Below are 17,736 nucleotides of genomic sequence, written 5' to 3' on the forward strand. Positions count from 1 at the left end.
ATGGCAAGAGGCAATGGAGCAAGCCAAGGGTAAAGCTGAGGTTATTATAGCAAAACAACGCCATGGTCCGACAGGAATCGTTCCCCTTGCTTTTCAATCCGACTTTACATGCTTTAGTGATTTGGAAAAATAGGAGCAGAAAAATGCGTTAAAGAGAGCTTTAAATACCCTTTGAAAGGCATTTGAAGACCCTTTGAGAACATCTTTAAAACTCTTTGAGAAAAAATAAATTGGTACAAAACCTAGTGGCAAAATATACAAAACCCGCTGGCAAGCTACACCCGCTGGCAAGCTACAATCATGTAAAAGAAAATAAATTGATACAAAACCTAGTGGCAAAATATACAAAACCCGCTGGCAAGCTACAACGATAAAAATGCTGTGGCGGAGGGGGTGGGATTCGAACCCACGGTACAGTCTCCTGCACGCCGGTTTTCAAGACCGGTGCCTTAAACCGCTCGGCCACCCCTCCAAACTAGATATGCTTTTTGACAAATTTCTTGTAAAAGGTCAATCATTTTAATACGCATTTTAAAGCGTTCTTTGTAAAACTATTTAAGTTTCAATTAAAATAATTTTTCATAAGTTAATTCTTTGAGTGTGTTATCTAAGAGTTTCATTTCTAAACATGGTAGTTTTTTCTGAAAAAATGAAAGGTAATTATGATATTTATCATTTTTTTCCTGTTTAAAAGTTTTTTATAAAGCAATATTTTTTAAAAGTTCTAACAATCGTTTTCGTAATAATAAGAAATGTTTAGTTGAAAATGTTTGATAAATTATATTAAATTCCGGTCGTGTATTTTTGAATTATTTTACCTTTCCAGATATTTATTTTATTTAGATCGTTCATATTGGCGAAAAGAAAATGTTATTACTCTAACAGTTTATGAGAGATAAATTTGTAAGAATGACATATATATTCAAGGAAAGTTTTTATTGAGTTTAAATTAAGTACAATTCAATAAGAAAGCTCTTTAAAAGATTTTAATTTTTTAAATAAAAATATTCAGATATTTAGTGCGTCTAAAGAGTACCTTGGAGGGAATGGCTGATTTGCACTATTTGAATAAAATTTTATGTAAGATTTGCATCGATAGTTTAAAATTTCTTCTAGATATGACTGGAAATTAGGTATATTTATAATGCTTTTTCTGTGGGATAAGCAAAAAGTTAATTTGAATGGAAGAAAAAATTATTGAGCAATACACTTAGATCAATAGATAATTTGTTAAGGTATTACATAGTTTTTCAAGAATAGAACTTAAAAATGCTAAATTATGCAGAAGCAGAAAGCATAAACTTTAACAGACAAGGTTTTAAAAGCCGATTCATTTACAAACATGTGTAAAATAAAAAATGGTGCCCCCAGAGAGCGAATCAGGCTTTAGCAACAAGATTCAAAGTATATAAAGATGTGTAAGGGCGTATTGATGTCTATAGCTTTTTATGATTCAATAAAAAAAGTAAGTATTAAAGAAAAAATCTCAAATCAGAAATTAAAGGTGGTCTAAAAGGTGGACCCAAAAAGGTGGACGAGCAATGCTTGAAAAGGTGGACGAGAGGGGACGTTAAGTGAGGGCGATTCATCGGTTATCAGCATCATTCGTAAAGACGTCTCCGCAGGGTAAATATTGTGACGGGGCAGGGCTATGGTTGAATGTTCGAAAAGACAATACACGCTCTTGGTTTTTTCGCTATACGCACTACAATAAGCGCCGTGAAATGGGACTTGGTCCTGTTACAAAACTCTCTTTAAAAGAAGCGCGTGAGCTTGCTAGGCATTATAGTGATATTCTTAAAGAAGGCAATGATCCTATTGTCTTTCGAGAACAGACTATTTTAAAACAGCAAAGCAATATTTTTCAAGAAATTGCAAAAGCGGCTTTTGAAAGCAAAAAAGCAGAGTTGAAAAATGAAGGTAAAAACGGCCGCTGGTTTTCTCCACTAGAGTTGCACGTGATTCCACACATAGGTAATTTACCTATAGAAAAATTAACAGCCAATATTATTTGCAATGTTCTCTCACCCCTTTGGCATGAAAAAGCAGACACAGCGCGAAAAGCACTTAACCGTATCAATATTTGTTTGAAATATGCAGCGGCTCTTGGTTTAGATGTTGATCTACAGGCTTGTATGAAGGCACGCGCTCTTTTAGGAAAACCACGTGCGACATCAACAAATATTCCTGCTATGCCATGGCAAGAGGTTCCGGCATTTTATCAAAGCTTGGATGATAAGATCCTTTCAAATTTAGCACTGAAGTTACTCATTTTGACGGGAGCACGGTCATATCCATTGCGCTATTTGCGCCTTGAACAAATTGATAAAAATATATGGACGATACCAAAAGAAAACATGAAAGGTATTGTAGGGAAAGTTTCAGACTTTCGCGTGCCACTAAGTGGTGAAGCTTTGAGAGTTATTGAAAAAACTCTCCCCTTTGAAAAGAATGGTTTTCTCTTTTCTGGTCTTACAGGCAACCCCATTTCTGATGCCACCATGGCAAAGTATATGACAGTTTGTAGTTTGACTTATCGTCCCCATGGTTTTCGTTCAAGCTTACGGGATTGGATAGCAGAGACAACGTCAACACCATTTGAGATTGCCGAAACTGTTCTTGCCCATTCAGTTGGGAGTTCAGTGACAAAAGCTTATATGCGAACGGATTTTTTAGAACAGCGACATGTTCTCTTGGAACAGTGGGCGTCATTTATAACAGGATAGAATTCTTACAATTACCTCTGCAGTGTTTTTAGCTATTTTGAAGAGAAATTTGATATGTCCAATTCTGTGAAAATAACTGTTTTAAATGTGTAAAGCTATTATTGATAGCCTCCATGAGACGAGCAAAATTAAGAAACCATTTTCTAAAGAATTTCGCGCGTCTCAGAGTATGTTTAGAGTCGGATATTTGGTTTTTGTGTAAAAATACTTACTAATGCATCCATAATACGTGAAAAATCAAGCGCTAATAAGAGTATAATGAGTACAATCCATTTCGTATAACGCGACATCATTTTTACACTTTTGTAGGTCATGATGATTTCTTGAAGTATTTCTTTTTCTGCTTCCGTAAGCTCTGTATCGTCTTGTGTTTTTTTTCTAGCCATGTTTCCACCCACACACGCGTTCACCTAGATTATTGTGCTTTAAGATCTCTCTTGCTAAGTTTGAACTGATGGCGTTCAGATCTTGCTTATCTAAATAAATTGGCAACCAGCCAACACAAGAAGAAGCATATTTATTTGTCGCGCAACCAGTCAGAGAGAGCAGCACGCACATCAGCATCACTTTTTTGATTAACTTCACTTTCCACCTCCAGACGTGTTTTGGCTGCTTTTAAAGCTTTTTCTGTTTGCTTTTGTTGCTCTGCTTTTTTCCCAAGAGTAAAAGCTCTTGCTAATGCAATAAAAAAAGCGACTAAAGCCGCGCCTGTTATCATCAGATTTCTTTTCATCCATAAGATCATAGACGATGCTCCTGAAAGCGTTTAGCAACAAAGAAAATACCAGCACATGCGGCTAAAATCATAATGGTGGCCAAAGCCCATTGGATGGGTCCATTTCCTGCTAATAAGCCTCCAAGCCCAGAAAAAGAACCAATAATCGGTGCCAATGCTTCGGCTTTGAAAACCCCCGTTGGTGCTTGCGTTTCTACTGTTTGATAATTGGAGGAAACAAAAGCCCCTTTCGCCCATAAGCCTGTTTCTGCCGCACGCCGGTGTGCTAGACCTTCAAGACGCTTACCGCCTGCTTTGGTCCATTTCTGTAGTTCGGCAGGGACAGCTTCATATTCACCTTGATTAAGCTTTTTTAACAGTGTCGAGTTACAAAAGGCTGTTGTTCCTACATTATAGCAAAAGGACACTAACGCCGCGAATTGTTCATCTGTTAATGAAACTGTAACAGCGCGTTCAACGACATTTTCAAATTGTCTTAAGTCTTGGCAAAGAAGTTCTTCTGCTTGCTTTTCCGTGATGGTCATGCCTTCGTAAATAAAAGGCTTTCCAGCATTGTTTGTATGTCCATAACCTATTGTCCACACACCAATGGTATCTTTGTAGGCGTTTAAACGCAAGTCTTCCCATTGTTTGATAAGTGCTAGCCCTTCTGATGATATTTTTCGCATATGCTTCTCCATAAAAAAAGCTCCGCAAAAAGCAGAGCTGGATTAAAAAATTGACATCTTTCTCATTCGGAAAGATAGCTTGGTTAAGCTTCATGTCACTTTTTCATTGGAATAAAAGAAGATTTTTTCTCAACTTTTAATTTCTTTCTTGACAAATATTCGTTTATAAACGAATATACATCATGTTTGAAATACGTCACTACCTTACTTCTGATGGCAAAGACTTGATAGCTGATTGGCTGCGAAAGCTCCGTGATATGCAGGCTAAAACTGCAATTATTCGCCGCCTTAATCGTTTAGAGCAGGGAAACTTTGGCGATTTCAAGCCGCTTCGTGAGGGTGTTCATGAATTGCGTATTAATGTTGGTCCTGGCTACCGAGTTTATTATGTCCAATCTGGAAAGACCGTATTGTTGCTATTATGCGGTGGCAGCAAAAAAACACAAGAGACTGATATCACTCGTGCATGTGCTTGCTGGCGTGATTGGCAAAACCGTGAAGATTAAAGGAGTGCAAAAATGAAAGACCGTAACCATGATGATGCAATGGCAGAAATATTCCGTGATGATCCTGAGTTGGCAGCAGCTACCCTTGATGCAATCCTAGCAGATGGTGATCAGGGTGAGCTGCTTGTAACTCTACGCCAAATGGCCAAAGCTTATGGTGGTGTTCAAGCTGTAGCTAAAGCAGCCAACTTGAACCCAACACAACTTTACCGTACACTTTCAGAAAAAGGTAATCCAGAGTTCCGCAGCTTGAATGCTTTACTGCGTACCATGGGGTTTCGTTTGGCTGTACAGCCTCTTGAACGACCAGTTCCACACGTGTAACTTTAGTGTTCACTCCCCACCTTTAAAGATGGGGAAGGGAGGTATTTAAGCAACCTTTTTAATGGGAGGCTCCAAATTTTGTTCATAAGTTCGCAACAAAGAATCCATACGATGTGGAAGTTCTGAAGCTCCAAAATCTGTCAAAATTGCCAAGATTTTTGTAATATTGGGCACGTCATCTTGAAGCTTTAAAACCAGAGCATCTACGACCGATTCCATAACCTCAACTATAGCATTGCAGTCCTCATCTCCAATGCCTCGATGGTTAGAAAGCTTAAACAACGACAGCCACAAATCGCATAAGAAGTCGACACTGCTATTCATTGCACACCCCCAAAGATTTGTTCTCTCAAACATGCCAATCCTCTGGAGGTGATTTTCGTTGAAGGCAGCACCTTTTCTGTACCATCTGGTCTTTGAATGGTGATAGCAGGGCAATCCATGAATCCTTTCTTGATCTTATCCTGATAAGGTAACAGAGGCGCCCCTGGAGCCCGTCGATACACCCAATCATGTTTACGCAAGTAATCTGTTAAGTCCTTTGGTCTTACTTCCAACATCTTTGCTGCTTCAATCAGACCGAACAAACCATCAGAGCGTTTTAAACCTTCCAAAGCTTTTGCTTTTGGCGCTAATTCAGCAATGGTGTTATCCTTTTGCTCGATTTGGCTTTGTAGATGATTCAAGACGCCAAGCAATGCCTCCGGTTTGGAGTAGTCAACTTGTGGTGTTGCTACTTGCTTCAAAAGCCGTTCACATTTGATAAAGTATAAACGAGCTTCTCTACCTTTCTTATTATTCTCAAGCATAGAAAGCTCTTTGGCTACACTTAAAGTCAGATGATAATCTTTACGATTGTGACCACCTCTGCCTTTGCTCGCCAAATTTGGCGACCAAACAAAGTCTTGATTTTCTAATAAATTATATTTTTTGATACGATCAGTAATCCAATTGGAAAAATCTTTACCTATTTCCAAAAACGCATGTAATTCACGTGCGTTGACTGTTTGAACGATATCACCATTAATCGTGGTTTGATGTATATCAATTAAATACTGTGCCATAATTTGGCTCCTATGTGCTTAAAGGTTTCTTAATGACACTCAATTAAAGAGCGCCGGGTGCTAAGAAACACGGCACATAGCCCGTCGTTACGCCTTTCCCAAAAGGGTATTGTATAGCATAACCACACCCGACAATATCATTATATGCTTGTAGCATACAACGAGTCAAAGTTTTTAATTGGCGGTGAAAAGATTGTTTCGGCAATCTATCCGCTATGTGTTTAAGGTGTTTCTTAGGCACCTGATTCGATTATTCATATTGTCGTCACATTGTCAAGCTGCTTTCGAGATTTTTTACGTTTTTACTAATTTGACTTATCTATCCTCTTCGTCCATATGGATGACGCCTTCGCCTTCGTCGCATGCGTTTGGTGGGGCGTTTGGATCAAGGGTATCATCCTTGTCTGGTGTTGTGTTTGCAACGTTTCCAGCTGTGTCTTCTTGGGCTTCATCAAAAAGTTCGCACTCTATTTTTGTTGTGTAACCACCCGTTTTATCAAGTTTGTGCTTAACACTTTTGATGCGCCATTCTGCTGGAATATAGGGGCGGAAAGGGGGCTCTTGAACAAGTTTTGCTTCTGCTTGTACAAACGGATCACCACCGATATCACATGAGAAAGAAGACTTACCGCGTGATGATTTATTGCGATAAGCAGCAATGGCTGCAACAGCCTCTGATTGGTTATGGTAGGTGTATTTGAGTTCATGAAACGGCGGATTACCAACTTTGACTTCTTTTTTTTCACCACTGCGTAAATCATGATAGGTTGCGAGAACACCGCCTTTTTTCTCTTTGTCTTCTTCTTGCTTTTCCGATTCTTTTTCTGCTTTTTCTGATTCAGATGATGATGCTCTGTCACTGTTATCCATATGGATAAAGTTTTCATCATCATCAATCTCTTCTGGTTCTCGTGCATCAGCCGCGGCTTTTTGGTCGTCTCCCACATCTGTTTCTAAGCCATTGGCTGCACCTGCTTCATCCCGTGCGCTGTATTTAAAATCCCAAGAGGTGCAATGTTTCTCATGAATAACAACAATAGGGAGTGTTTCACCGGTGATGGCTTTGCCTTCACCCCGTTTGGCGAGCACCAGTTTGCCATCAACGGGCTTTGCTACCGCATCATATTCCCCTGCGAGGCGTGCAGCAAAAGCCATATCACTTTCTGATGTTTGATCAATATGACGCACAACGATTTTTGCAAGAGAAGGATCAACCTTTGGTGTATAGCCATTACGCTCTGCTATCTCTTGAACAATACTGCCAAGGGTTTGCTGGTGATAGGATTGGCTTTTGGGGGTTCTGTAAGACGTGTTCATTGATGCGGCGCGCCCTGTCACGCTTAAGCTTTGTGGTGGGCTGCTCACAGAGATTTCGTCTATCAGATAGGATCCCATATCGCGGTTTTTCCCGCCTTCATAGCCAAGTTTTATGGAAATAACTGTCCCGATAAGAGGAATATCAAGAAAGCCGTTATCACTGTCACGTGCGCGGTCATCAAGCTCTATAGTGATACGATCACTTTTGTTTTCTGCTTCATCGGTAATTTCAATCGACAAAACATAGTCCATCAGCATTCTTGTGATGTCCTCTCCATTTGCCAGAACTGTGCAAAAAGGTTTCATGATTGACTGCCCCAAATTCTGATTACCGGTGTGGCTTTCGGATAGGGGAGGGTTGGCAAAACGATTGTGATGCCTGCTTTTAAGATGGGTCCATAGTCTGCAAGACCAAAATTTGCTGCATAAACGCGTTCAACAGCAAGGGCTTGTTGACCTTTGGCATAATATCTCCAGCAAATGGCATCAACCATATCGCCTTCTTTTGTCACGTAAAGATCACTCATAGCTCTTCACCATATTCTCTCAACTTTATTGTAAATTCTTGTTTTTTGGGGGTGCCATTATGATGAAAAACGCTTTGTTTTTCCTCTACAGAAAGAATGACAAACTTACCTAAGATTTTGCCTTGACCGGTCACAAGAATGTGAGGTCCCATATGCGCTATTTGTCGTAAATATTCGAGCTGTCTGTGACCACCTTTGAAATCTGGATAAATCACGCCTGCTAAAGAAAATTCCGCATTTGCAACAGCAGGCAATTGAAGAGCAGCCTTTCTCCCCAATCGTCCTTGCTCTACCCATGGAACCCCATAAGACATATCAAGTGTTTGATAAGCTGCTGTTTCAATCGAAAAAATAAAACCACCCAAAGCTAACATCATGGTATTTAATCCGAAAGGCTAGAGGCTATGGCTAAACGTTGCTGTTTTGCATAGCGTTCAAGTGCTTGATTGACAGCGTCTCTGATTTCGTCCTTGAGACCATTGGGGACGGAAATATTTAGATTTGTAATGGTTACACGGGCGTCTACTTCAACGGGCTTATGAACCGTAATTGGCTTTGGAGCTTTAAAGGCACCTACTTTATTTGTTGCCTGCATTTGTCCTGTTTCAACGATACTTGTATTAAAACCACTCTTGCGTTTTTCAGGTGGGGTATTTGTAACCACTGCTGTATCCAGCATTCTTTTTGCCTGTGTATTGGTTTCTTCGGTAAAGGTTTTAATGGTCTGCGTTGAAGTCTTGTCTATTGAAACATTAAACCCTAACTTTTCTTTCACCCAATTAGGCATCCAACTGGTTAATTTCTTCATCATATTGCCAAAACCGTTATACAGATCATCCCATTTGCTTTTGATGCCCTCCCAAAGCCCATTAATAAGATTGGAGCCTATTTCCATTAAATCGACACCAAACAGCCATTCAATGAGTTCATTGATTTTTTTCGAAATCCAAGTCAGTGGTGAAAAGTTTTTAAAGAACGTCAAGAGGTTATTGAAAACATTACTACATAAGCTGTAAAAAGAATCCCATAGCTTGCTTATAAAGCTTATGACTGTATCCCAATGTTTGTAGAGCAGATATCCGGCAGCAACAAGAGCTGCAATGCCACCAATAATCCAGCCAATAGGTGTGGTCATGATTGCGATACCAAGCGATATAAAAGCAGAACTAACGGCAGTTATTGCTGGAATGAGTGAAGCTATAAGAACTGCCCCAACCGCGGCTAAAGATGCTGCTACCCAACCATTGAGTTTGTCCCAATATTGATAGAGGACAAAGAGCGCTGCAATGCCACCCATTAACCAACCGATAGGTGTCGTCATAATTGTGATACCAAGGCTAACAAACGCTGCTCCCGCTGCGGCTAATGCGGCAATGAGTGGACCAAAAATGAACGAACCAAGTGCCACAAGTCCTACCTTAAAGAGGGTTATTTCACCAATCAGAGGTTCTAGCCATTGGAACCAGCCTTTAATCCTCTCTGTGAGATCACTGATGCCTTTTCTTAAATCAGAGGTAGGATTAAGCAAATCATTAAGGACTTTTTTTAAGGTTTTTGCCCAGCTCGCAACAGTTGTTTGAATGAGGTCGCGGTTTTCATCAATCAACTTTGAAAAACCGTCAATCATATCATTAATCACGGGCATGAAACGCGCGCCAATAAAGCTCGCGATACCGCCTATTTTTTTCTTAAAAGCACCAAGCTTGTCACTTAAATCTGCTGCATAGCGTGCAACATCGGCACCTATCAGCCATTTTCCTTTTCGCGCCTTTGCAAACAGCTCTTTAATGGGTGCCATGCCTTGTGCAAGCATGGTCGCCATTTCTTTGCCATCACCCCCAAACAGCAGAGCGGCAATATGCTGTCTTTGTGCTTGGCTTTTCATCTTACTCATCTTGTCGGTAATTTCTTCTAACAAGACAGAAGTGGATTTGAGTTTTCCAGAAGTGTTTTTGACAGAAATGCCAAGCGCTTCAAAGCCCATCATGCCTCTTTTTTGTCCAGCATAGGCTTGTGCTGAACGCCTATTTAAAACCGCTAAGGATTGTTGAAAAAGTTCGGCAGAAGTGCCTGAATTATCGGCTGCATCACCCCATAATTGAAGTGATGCAACACTCATATTTAAATGGTGTGATGCGTGATAAAGACTATCTCCCAGATGCATGGTTTTCATGGTGAGGGCGGCTACACTTGCCACAAGACCACCACCAGCAAGCCCTAAGACACCGGTAAAGACTGAAGCACGACTTGCCGCTGTGCTAAGAGCACTTTGAACGCCATGAAGGCTTTTTGTCATGTTTTTGACAGCAGCAGAAAAGCGCGGAATACCCAAACTATGTGAGAGTGTTTTTGACAATGTATTAAATTGTTTTTGTACACGTTTAAGAGGTGTGGTGAGTTCGTCTTCAAGAGACAATTTCACCTTTGCATCAGCAACTTTTTCACTCATTTTGTCTTATACCTTTCTGCTGCTTGATTTCGCCAGAATATGAGTTCTTGCGGTTCCATTTCCATCATCTTTGAAAGGGACCAATGGAACACAATGGTAATATCGGCTATGAGTTTAGCGGCGGTTTCCCAGTCGAGGTATCCCGCCGCTTGATAAAAGACTCCAAAATCTCTCCAATGCTCGACAAGTCATTAATATCGAGTTCTCCAACCGCTTCATGTGCCCATCCAGAAAGGCGTGCAATCATAGCGATTGTTTGCTCTATGCCTTCTTTTTTGTCGATTGCTTGCACATCTTTTGTTTTGGGGCGCTGTAAGGTAATTGTGGTGTGCTCTTTTCCTTCAAAAGTAACAGGTATCAATAATTTAAATGTGTAATGCTTGTTTGGACTGTCATTTTATAATCCTATATTTTCTCTATGGTCTGCGAGTTGATTGACGCCATTGAATTTTCTCACCAAGTTGAGGACATCTATCTCAACGATTTCAACGTCCTTCTGGACATATTTGAAATACTGCAATGTGAAGGTAGTTGTGGATGTTGCTTTGCTGCCCGGTTGCCATTCTGCCATTTCAAAGCCTTTGCATAGTCCTCTCATGGTAATGACAACACCTTCTGCGGGTGTGCCTTGCGCTTGCATTGAACTTCGTAATGAGATATCGATATCTGTGCGCCCAAACAGTGCCATCAATTCTGGAGAGCAATCAGAAATGGTCATGCTAAGTGTGAGGGTTTCAAGACCAAGGTCAACTTCAATAGAGCTATCCATGCCTCCGCCACGATAGCTTTCAACAACCAAGTTCAAATTCGGTAATGTTACGCTTTCACATTTTGCTTGATAGGGAATGCCGTCGACAAAAATGTTAAAATATTTCAAAACTCTTGGTAAAACGGGGATAGCCATTAAAAAATCTCCTCTAAGTAATCATTTACAATGCGTGAACGGAATGTGATGTGTTCTGCTGGTGTTGTTGGTGTGAATTCGACATTGAAATAGACTCTGCCGCCTTCAATGGCGCTTGCTGTATTCAACTCTAGATCAGGCGTACAACGCCCACCAAGAATGGCGCCTTGTGCTTTCAAATCACGCAAATAGGCATTGACGCTTTCACTGACATCATTCATGTAGGTCTTTTTGATATTGCGGTCGACAGCCCATAGATGTCCGCGCAAAATGGCATCATTGATCATATCTGCGGTGCGTACTACGGATAAGAAAGAAAATTTTGTATCACTTGAGAGTGTGCGATTACCCCAGAGGCGATAACCATTTTCGCGGATAATTGTTGTGATGTTTTGTTCATTGAGAAGGTTGGCACGGCTTGATCTATCACCAATGGAAAAATCAATGGGGCGCGTAATACCAACAATGCCATTGATCACTTTGTTGGAAGGAGAATGCCAAAAACCGTGTGTAAAATCAGTTTTGGCAATGACACCAGCAACTGCTGCACTTGCTGGCTGTTCTATGATCTTTCCATCACGATTTACCTTTACAAATGGGTCAACTATGATGGCGCGCTTTGAATCAAAATCCTTTGCTGTGCTAAGTGCTGCTTCATCTGTGCTGTTTGGTGCATCAAGCACCACAATAGCACGCAGACGCTCTGCAATGCCAATGAGTTCTGCCGCTACAGAATTAGAGGTTGTACTGATTTTGGCTTTGGCTGTCGCACCAGTGCCATCTCCTTCAATCGTCACATTTGGGGCGGTTTGATAATCAAAGCCACTGTCCTTAATGACAATAGAAGTTATTTTTCCATCTTTCAGGATTGCTTCTGCTTCTGCCCCGCCGGCAATTTTAACAGTTGCTTGAGTGTAACCGCTTCCTTGGTTTATCACATCAATCTTGCTAAGACTGATAGGGCGTTTGTGTGTAAAGCCTGGAGCGATGAGAATGCGTGGTGTTTGTCCCACAATGGATTGTGCTCCAATCAAAGCATGAACACCTTCATAAGCACCATTTGCGTTCACACCGCCTAGAACATTGGTGAGTGTTGCATTTCCATTGTCACCTTCGTTCACGCGCACTACAACAACAATTGCCCCTACTTGTTTAAAAATAAGATCAAGGGCATTGGGTAAGGTACCTTGACGCTTACCCGTTTTATCCAGTTTAGCGGCTTGTGAAAGTGAACCCGAAATCAAAACCGGTGTGTTGAGAGGGAATGCTTGTTCATCGGCATCGGGTGCTGTGCCAACAATCCCGATAACTGCCGATTGTACCGCGCGAAGGGGGCGGGTGCCGTCGTCAACTTCAACGACTTCAACACCGTGTAGAAAACCTGTTGCCATTTTATACTCCTTTAAATGGTTGGCTAATGAAATGAATGGGAAAAAAATGAGGGGGTGATTGCTGTATTTGTTAGACCGGCATAATGATAAAAAATTATCGAAAATAGCTTGACATTATTTATGCAATGTGTATTTTCGAATCAGGTGCCTCAAAAACACCTTGACGATAAGCGGGTGGATTGCCGAAACAGTCTTTTTTCCGCAGATTAAAAGCTTTGACTCATTATATGCGTATAGCATATAAATGGCTTGTCGGGTGTGGTTACGCTATACAATACCCTTTGGGGGAAAGCATAACGACGGACTTATCGCCGTGTTTTTGAGCACCCGGCACTCTTTTATCGAGTGTCAATCAAAAACATTTAACGATAAGGAGTTCTCATGAACACTCTTATAAAAATTACAGAACAAGTCATTGATGGCGATACTGTCCAGACAGTAAACGCACGTGACTTGCATACATTTTTAGAAGTTAAAACCAGTTTTAAAGATTGGATTATTCGTCGTATTAAAGAATGTAAATTTAAAGAAGGTTATAGCTTTTGCTCTTTTTTGAGCGAAAGTTCAGGAGGTCGTCCTTCTAAAGAATACTACATTACGTTAGACATGGCTAAACACCTTTCAATGATAGAGCGTAATGATAAAGGGCATGAAGCGCGTCAATACTTTATCAAATGTGAACGGCTTTTGAAACAAGTAGCAACACCGCAAGTCGACTACTCCAAACCCGAGGCATTGCTTGGTGTCTTGAATCACTTACAAAGTCAAATAGAGCAAAAAAATCATGTTATTGCAGAATTAGCACCAAAAGCAAAAGCTTTGGATGGCTTAAAACGCTCTGATGGTTTGTTCGGTCTTATTGAAGCAGCAAAGATGTTAGAGGTACGACCAAAGGATTTAACTGATTACTTGCGTAAACATGACTGGGTGTATCGACGTGCTCCAGGGGCGCCTCTGTTACCTTATCAGGACAAGATCAAGAAAGGATTTATGGATTGTCCCGCTATTACCATTCAAAGACCGGATGGTACAGAAAAGGTGCTGCCTTCAACGAAAATCACATCTAGAGGATTAGCTTGTTTGAGAGAACAAATCCATGGAGGTGTACAATGAACACCAGTATCGACTTTTTATGTGATTTATGGATGGCTTTGTTTCAATTTTCTGATCGTGATGATGTCGAAGATAAGGCTTTTAATGCTCTCATTGAGACCATGGATGCAATAGAAAAAGCTTTGATTTTAAAACTTCAAGATGAATCACCAAACGCACTCAGAGTTCTGGCAATGATTACAAATTTTGGATCTTTAAAACCTCCTTCTATTATGGAGCCTTTGTTGAAAGCTTACGATCCGAGTTTGAAAAATTCTGTTAAGAAAGCTGCTTAACTTTAAAAACATGATTTTATCTCCTCGTCTTTGAGGCGGGGAGGTAGTTAATGGCTCTGTTCCATTTGTATATCCACTTTATTAGCTGTTAATGTTGGAATAGAAGAGACATCAATGTCCCTCAAGGCATGCCATGTATCATAATTGGCTTGAAGCTGTAGCCAAAGGGCTGGTCCATTTCCTAACAATTTACCAATGCGAGCTGCTGTTACGGCTGTGACTGGACGTTCTCCTTTAAGGATACCGTGCAAGTGCTGGCGTGATATTTGAAGAATCCTAGCAATTTCGGTTTTGCTTGCATTTAAATGTTCTAAGGATTCAGCTAAAATTTCTCCTGGATGAGAAGGACAACGATTAGGATTACGTGTGGTCATGGATAGTTTCCTTTACAAATCTTAAAACCTTCAGTGGTATTGCTCTAGATCAACATGGTAAACGTGTCTGTCTTTAAATTCAAAAGTGATACACCAAGGACCATTGATATGAATTGTGTAGCGAGTTGGAGTAAAGCCTTTAAGCATATGAAAATTATAACCTGGTACATTGATATCACTAACTTGAGAAGCAGCGTCAAGGGCATCAAGACGGCGAATAATACGCTGTTGAAGCCTGCTATCAATCTTACTTTTTCCTGTTTCCCAGAGAGATTGGAGGTCTTTATTTTTAAATGTTTTGATCATAGCAAACTCAACAACTTTATTTTAAGTAAGATGTAATGTATTAAGTGACAATTGTCAACAAAAATGTTACAATTTAATATGATTGATGCCAACACTGTGGAACTACAAGAATTTAAGAAATGAATATCAAACCAATTCGTACAGAGAGAGATTATCAAGAAGCTTTAGAGATTGTGTCTGCAATGTTTGATAAGCAGCCAGAAGTTAATACTCCAGAATTTGATAGAATGAAAACTCTTGTTTTGTTAATTGAAGCTTATGAAACAGAACACTATCCTGTTTCTCCACCTCATGCGTAAAGAGAAGAATAGGTGCATGGAGGGGATAAATTTGCACGTTAACATCAAGGATTTTACGACCATACCAACGGCTGTCTGATCAAATATTGCTAAAAACTTAGATCCCTTGCCATTCTTAATAAAGTGAATACGAAGTTTAAATTCTATTGTCATTTTGCTCTCCAAATTAATGAAGAGACCATAACAATCATCTACACTCTCTCATAAGACTGACACTGTCAGTCAAAAAGCCCTTTAAAAGGGCTTTGAAAGAGCGATAAAAGGACTTAAAAACATGTAAGCCAGCTTATACAACAGCTATCCATTTGACTTGTGTCATATCTTGGTTACTTGTGCATTCATTTATTCTTTCCATAATCTTATAAGAACAGCGCCATCAGCACCAGCACCGCTGTAATGCCCATCCCCGTTAGCACCAGCACCTCCACCCCCAAAACCACGCCCTGCTTTTCCTGAAGTATGGTAACCATCTCCCGTTCCTCCAGCGCCACCCCTTGATGTATCGCCCCCAGCATCACCTCCGTTACCACTCATTTCTGCATCAATTCCTTTCGTTCCAGCATAACCATTTCCGCCTTTGGCAAGTCCTAAGAGACCATCTGTTGCCCAACCAAAGTTCCCGCCAACTCCTCCAGTACCACCAGAACCTGAGTAACGGGATGATGGGCTGGAATAATAAGCACCTCCACCACCTTTTCCTCCTGTAGCTGTCATAAAATTTTTGCCAACGGTTGTTGTGCCTCCAGAATTTCCTGTCGCACCATGCTTTGCAACAGAAGTTCCTCCTTTACCAATGATGATATCCTCATGCCCGTTTAAACTGGCTTTATAGCCGTACCACACGGAACAACCTCCACCTCCTCCACCGCCGCCTAAGCAATAAGACCAAGAGCAACCACCACTACCGCCGCCACCCCAGGCTGTAATTTCGACTTTGGTTTTATCCGTGACCCAGTTGGGCCATTCAATTTTCCCATCTTGCGTATAAAGCAATTCAGCATCGGCAATAATGAGTTTATTAATCAAATCTTTTTTGATGTTTTTAATTTCCTGCTTGAGAATATCTATTTCTGATTTCGTATAAACAAGTTCTCCATCGACTCTCAAAGGTCCTTTAAGTGAGCTTCCGCTTGTACTTAAGTTAGTGATCATTTTGTTATTATGGGTAATATTCAATGATGTGTTTCCCAACAGTTCTAAGCCACCACTCATAGTGACTTTGCTGGTAAATTTATTGTAATTCTGCCACTCATTTGGACTTGTGAGGCGTCCATAGCTTGTCAGATCTTCATTAATCTTGGCTCTAAAATCATCAAGCCCCACAATATCTTCGGTTTTATGTTGATGTGCGCCTAACAGTGAGACAGCACTGCCAAAGGTGAAGTTATTATTGCTTGATTTATAGAGAACATAATTATTTGCGGCATCTTTTGCCCCCTCGATATCGCTTAAATCAGCAAATGAGAAGGTTTTATCGGCTGCCATTTTGCCTTTGAGAGCCGCTTCAAGATCGGCAACATCACTTATTGTATGCGTGTGTTTTAAAGGTGCTTTTCCCTCTACCTTTTCCTCAACATCTGCAATGGCTTGATCAATTTTGGTCAAGTTTTCGCGCAAGATTGGGAATTCAGAACTGATAAAGCGACCTTCTTTCGGCAATTCCATGTCGAGTTTTTTGGTTTTTGTCATCTCTCATTTTCCCCTCATAATATGCCGGCGCCAAAATCACGCACCATTGACCGTGCCGCCGGTCCACCGGTAAGCGTGAGTTTCAAGCGCGCTTGTTTGGCGCCTTTATCACTGCTGGTAAATTTTCGTTCTGTCCAAAGCGGTTCAGCGAGTTGTTCTGTTTCNCGTTCTGTCCAAAGCGGTTCAGCGAGTTGTTCTGTTTCGTCAAGTTTCAAAGGGGTGAAAGCACCATCATCCAGCTGCATCTCCAGTGAAAAGGTTGCACCGCCCGGTAAAAAGGTTTTGATATAGCTGGTCAATCTTGCTTTTTCACCAAAGGAAAAAGCACGCGTGACATAGGTAGCTTCCTTATGGATCTTTCCCGCAATCAATTGAACAGGCGCAAACAAGACGGGTGAGAGCTTTTCGGTGCCTTTGAGAATAGCGCGAAGCTTTATCTTTTCACTGATATATTCAGTAAGACTGAGCAATTGAAAGGGCAGGAGTTGATAAATTGTGCCATTGTTTCTTTCAATTTCAAAGATGACAGAACAATCGCTTGAAGGCAATTCAATGGCTGCGCGTACTTGCAAATCAGAGCAGTCCACAAGGTCAAAGGTGCCTAAATCGACAATCTTTTCTGTTTGCCTATAGCGTGCCGCCAGCACTCGAAAGGCTAAGGCTTCATCTTGATGAGCGGTCCAGCTCCTAGCATTGACAGAAGAAAAGCGTGGACCGGTCACGTAAGGGTGACTTGAGACAAATCTTTGGTGTTCTGCATCAAAATCTCCAAGCTTTGCTAGTGAAACGGCATGATCAGCATCATCGGTTTTAATGACAAAGGCGGTGAGACGGTCATTAGGGACTAACAAAGGGACATCATAGCGTGCCTCTGCCCAACCTAGCTTTGCGCCCTTCATAGAATAAAAGCTTTGTGCTTGAATATCGGCGGTCGGATAACCGTTTTCTGTAGTGACCAAATCAATCACCAAATCATGGTTCTCATTACCGATTTTGCAAAGATGAAAGTCAATACCGGTGATTTGCCGTGTTTCATCGGGGGTAAAGACTTGCGCTTGTGGGTCAAAT

Annotated in this window: 22 protein-coding genes, 1 tRNA gene and 2 pseudogenes; 7 read left to right on the forward strand and 18 right to left on the reverse strand. The window is 40.9% G+C overall.

The features are described from left to right. A partial coding sequence (locus ACFILN_RS06670) for a DnaB-like helicase C-terminal domain-containing protein (RefSeq protein WP_375642136.1) occupies positions 1-133 on the forward strand: 133 nt, incomplete at its 5' end. 249 nt (positions 134-382) lie between these two features. On the opposite strand, the gene ACFILN_RS06675 is transcribed toward ACFILN_RS06670, so the two are convergent. Continuing rightward, positions 383-472: transfer RNA gene (locus ACFILN_RS06675), tRNA-Ser, on the reverse strand. Between the two features lie 1,102 nt (positions 473-1,574). Here ACFILN_RS06675 and ACFILN_RS06680 point away from each other — a divergent pair. After that, a complete protein-coding gene (locus tag ACFILN_RS06680) occupies positions 1,575-2,726 on the forward strand; it encodes a tyrosine-type recombinase/integrase (RefSeq protein WP_375671127.1) in 1,152 nt (383 codons plus the stop codon). A 173-nt stretch (positions 2,727-2,899) separates the two neighbouring features. Here the strand turns inward: ACFILN_RS06680 and ACFILN_RS06685 are convergent, their stop codons facing one another. The 3 genes from ACFILN_RS06685 to ACFILN_RS06695 all read right to left on the reverse strand — a co-directional run bounded on the left by ACFILN_RS06685 (position 2,900) and on the right by ACFILN_RS06695 (position 4,130). Further along, complete coding sequence (locus ACFILN_RS06685; RefSeq protein ID WP_375671128.1) at positions 2,900-3,112, reverse strand: hypothetical protein; 213 nt, start codon at positions 3,110-3,112, stop codon at positions 2,900-2,902. A gap of 131 nt (positions 3,113-3,243) precedes the next feature. Then, on the reverse strand, positions 3,244-3,471 hold the full coding sequence (locus ACFILN_RS06690) for a hypothetical protein (RefSeq protein ID WP_375628344.1): 228 nt from the start codon (positions 3,469-3,471) through the stop codon (positions 3,244-3,246). Continuing rightward, positions 3,468-4,130, reverse strand: a complete 663-nt coding sequence (locus ACFILN_RS06695) for a lysozyme (protein WP_375671130.1) — start codon at positions 4,128-4,130, stop codon at positions 3,468-3,470. Before ACFILN_RS06695 ends, ACFILN_RS06690 begins: the two co-directional genes overlap by 4 nt. 182 nt (positions 4,131-4,312) lie before the next feature. On the opposite strand from ACFILN_RS06695, the gene ACFILN_RS06700 reads away from it, so the two are divergent. Together ACFILN_RS06700 and ACFILN_RS06705 are read left to right on the forward strand one after the other, a co-directional pair. Beyond that, the gene (locus tag ACFILN_RS06700; protein WP_015857128.1) at positions 4,313-4,636 is read left to right on the forward strand and encodes a type II toxin-antitoxin system RelE/ParE family toxin; all 324 of its coding nucleotides are present in this window, start codon (positions 4,313-4,315) and stop codon (positions 4,634-4,636) included. A gap of 12 nt (positions 4,637-4,648) precedes the next feature. Continuing rightward, complete coding sequence (locus ACFILN_RS06705; protein ID WP_208439803.1) at positions 4,649-4,960, forward strand: DNA-binding protein; 312 nt, start codon at positions 4,649-4,651, stop codon at positions 4,958-4,960. A 45-nt stretch (positions 4,961-5,005) separates the two neighbouring features. On the opposite strand, the gene ACFILN_RS06710 is transcribed toward ACFILN_RS06705, so the two are convergent. From ACFILN_RS06710 to ACFILN_RS06755, 10 genes and pseudogenes are all read right to left on the reverse strand, one after another. After that, complete coding sequence (locus ACFILN_RS06710) at positions 5,006-5,284, reverse strand: hypothetical protein (RefSeq protein WP_375624254.1); 279 nt, start codon at positions 5,282-5,284, stop codon at positions 5,006-5,008. Continuing rightward, a complete protein-coding gene (locus tag ACFILN_RS06715) occupies positions 5,281-6,024 on the reverse strand; it encodes an antA/AntB antirepressor family protein (protein ID WP_375671131.1) in 744 nt (247 codons plus the stop codon). The genes ACFILN_RS06710 and ACFILN_RS06715 overlap by 4 nt, the downstream gene beginning before the upstream one ends. A gap of 315 nt (positions 6,025-6,339) precedes the next feature. Then, positions 6,340-7,647: a phage late control D family protein gene (locus ACFILN_RS06720; protein ID WP_375671132.1), complete on the reverse strand. Its 1,308-nt coding sequence runs from the start codon at positions 7,645-7,647 to the stop codon at positions 6,340-6,342. Beyond that, positions 7,644-7,868 (reverse strand): tail protein X, encoded by a 225-nt coding sequence (locus ACFILN_RS06725; RefSeq protein WP_039760481.1) that lies wholly within the window; start codon positions 7,866-7,868, stop codon positions 7,644-7,646. Before ACFILN_RS06725 ends, ACFILN_RS06720 begins: the two co-directional genes overlap by 4 nt. Then, entirely contained in the window at positions 7,865-8,245 is a 381-nt protein-coding gene (locus tag ACFILN_RS06730) for a phage tail protein (RefSeq protein WP_375637877.1), read from the reverse strand. The genes ACFILN_RS06725 and ACFILN_RS06730 overlap by 4 nt, the downstream gene beginning before the upstream one ends. Before the next feature lie 5 nt (positions 8,246-8,250). Then, positions 8,251-10,317, reverse strand: a complete 2,067-nt coding sequence (locus tag ACFILN_RS06735) for a phage tail tape measure protein (RefSeq protein WP_375671134.1) — start codon at positions 10,315-10,317, stop codon at positions 8,251-8,253. Next, complete coding sequence (locus ACFILN_RS06740) at positions 10,314-10,385, reverse strand: GpE family phage tail protein (protein WP_081486138.1); 72 nt, start codon at positions 10,383-10,385, stop codon at positions 10,314-10,316. The genes ACFILN_RS06735 and ACFILN_RS06740 overlap by 4 nt, the downstream gene beginning before the upstream one ends. Before the next feature lie 38 nt (positions 10,386-10,423). Continuing rightward, positions 10,424-10,713 (reverse strand): annotated as a pseudogene (locus ACFILN_RS06745) (phage tail assembly protein). Position 10,714: 1 nt separating this feature from the next. After that, entirely contained in the window at positions 10,715-11,221 is a 507-nt protein-coding gene (locus ACFILN_RS06750) for a phage major tail tube protein (RefSeq protein ID WP_375671136.1), read from the reverse strand. Then, positions 11,221-12,612: a phage tail sheath subtilisin-like domain-containing protein gene (locus tag ACFILN_RS06755; RefSeq protein ID WP_375671137.1), complete on the reverse strand. Its 1,392-nt coding sequence runs from the start codon at positions 12,610-12,612 to the stop codon at positions 11,221-11,223. The genes ACFILN_RS06750 and ACFILN_RS06755 overlap by 1 nt, the downstream gene beginning before the upstream one ends. Before the next feature lie 381 nt (positions 12,613-12,993). Here ACFILN_RS06755 and ACFILN_RS06760 point away from each other — a divergent pair, with 381 nt between their 5' ends. Both ACFILN_RS06760 and ACFILN_RS06765 read left to right on the forward strand, forming a co-directional pair. Continuing rightward, a complete protein-coding gene (locus ACFILN_RS06760) occupies positions 12,994-13,725 on the forward strand; it encodes an antA/AntB antirepressor family protein (protein ID WP_375671139.1) in 732 nt (243 codons plus the stop codon). Next, positions 13,722-14,000 carry a hypothetical protein gene (locus tag ACFILN_RS06765; RefSeq protein WP_375632901.1) on the forward strand — a complete coding sequence of 93 codons (279 nt, stop codon included), beginning with the start codon at positions 13,722-13,724 and terminating at the stop codon, positions 13,998-14,000. The genes ACFILN_RS06760 and ACFILN_RS06765 overlap by 4 nt, the downstream gene beginning before the upstream one ends. Before the next feature lie 47 nt (positions 14,001-14,047). Here ACFILN_RS06765 and ACFILN_RS06770 read toward each other — a convergent pair whose 3' ends face one another. Next, positions 14,048-14,374, reverse strand: a complete 327-nt coding sequence (locus ACFILN_RS06770; protein ID WP_273791640.1) for a HigA family addiction module antitoxin — start codon at positions 14,372-14,374, stop codon at positions 14,048-14,050. Between the two features lie 30 nt (positions 14,375-14,404). Then, complete coding sequence (locus ACFILN_RS06775; protein ID WP_273791641.1) at positions 14,405-14,680, reverse strand: type II toxin-antitoxin system RelE/ParE family toxin; 276 nt, start codon at positions 14,678-14,680, stop codon at positions 14,405-14,407. A gap of 119 nt (positions 14,681-14,799) precedes the next feature. Here ACFILN_RS06775 and ACFILN_RS06780 point away from each other — a divergent pair, with 119 nt between their 5' ends. After that, positions 14,800-14,979, forward strand: coding sequence for a hypothetical protein (locus ACFILN_RS06780; RefSeq protein ID WP_375627011.1), 180 nt, complete (start codon positions 14,800-14,802; stop codon positions 14,977-14,979). 342 nt (positions 14,980-15,321) lie between these two features. Here the strand turns inward: ACFILN_RS06780 and ACFILN_RS06785 are convergent, their stop codons facing one another. Then, a complete protein-coding gene (locus tag ACFILN_RS06785; protein ID WP_375671141.1) occupies positions 15,322-16,668 on the reverse strand; it encodes a Bgr_08870 family protein in 1,347 nt (448 codons plus the stop codon). A 14-nt stretch (positions 16,669-16,682) separates the two neighbouring features. Further along, positions 16,683-17,736 (reverse strand): annotated as a pseudogene (locus ACFILN_RS06790) (DUF4815 domain-containing protein); the annotation flags it as partial.

It is taken from the genome of Bartonella sp. CL434QHHD, from assembly GCF_042195145.1.
Lineage (GTDB): Bacteria > Pseudomonadota > Alphaproteobacteria > Rhizobiales > Rhizobiaceae > Bartonella.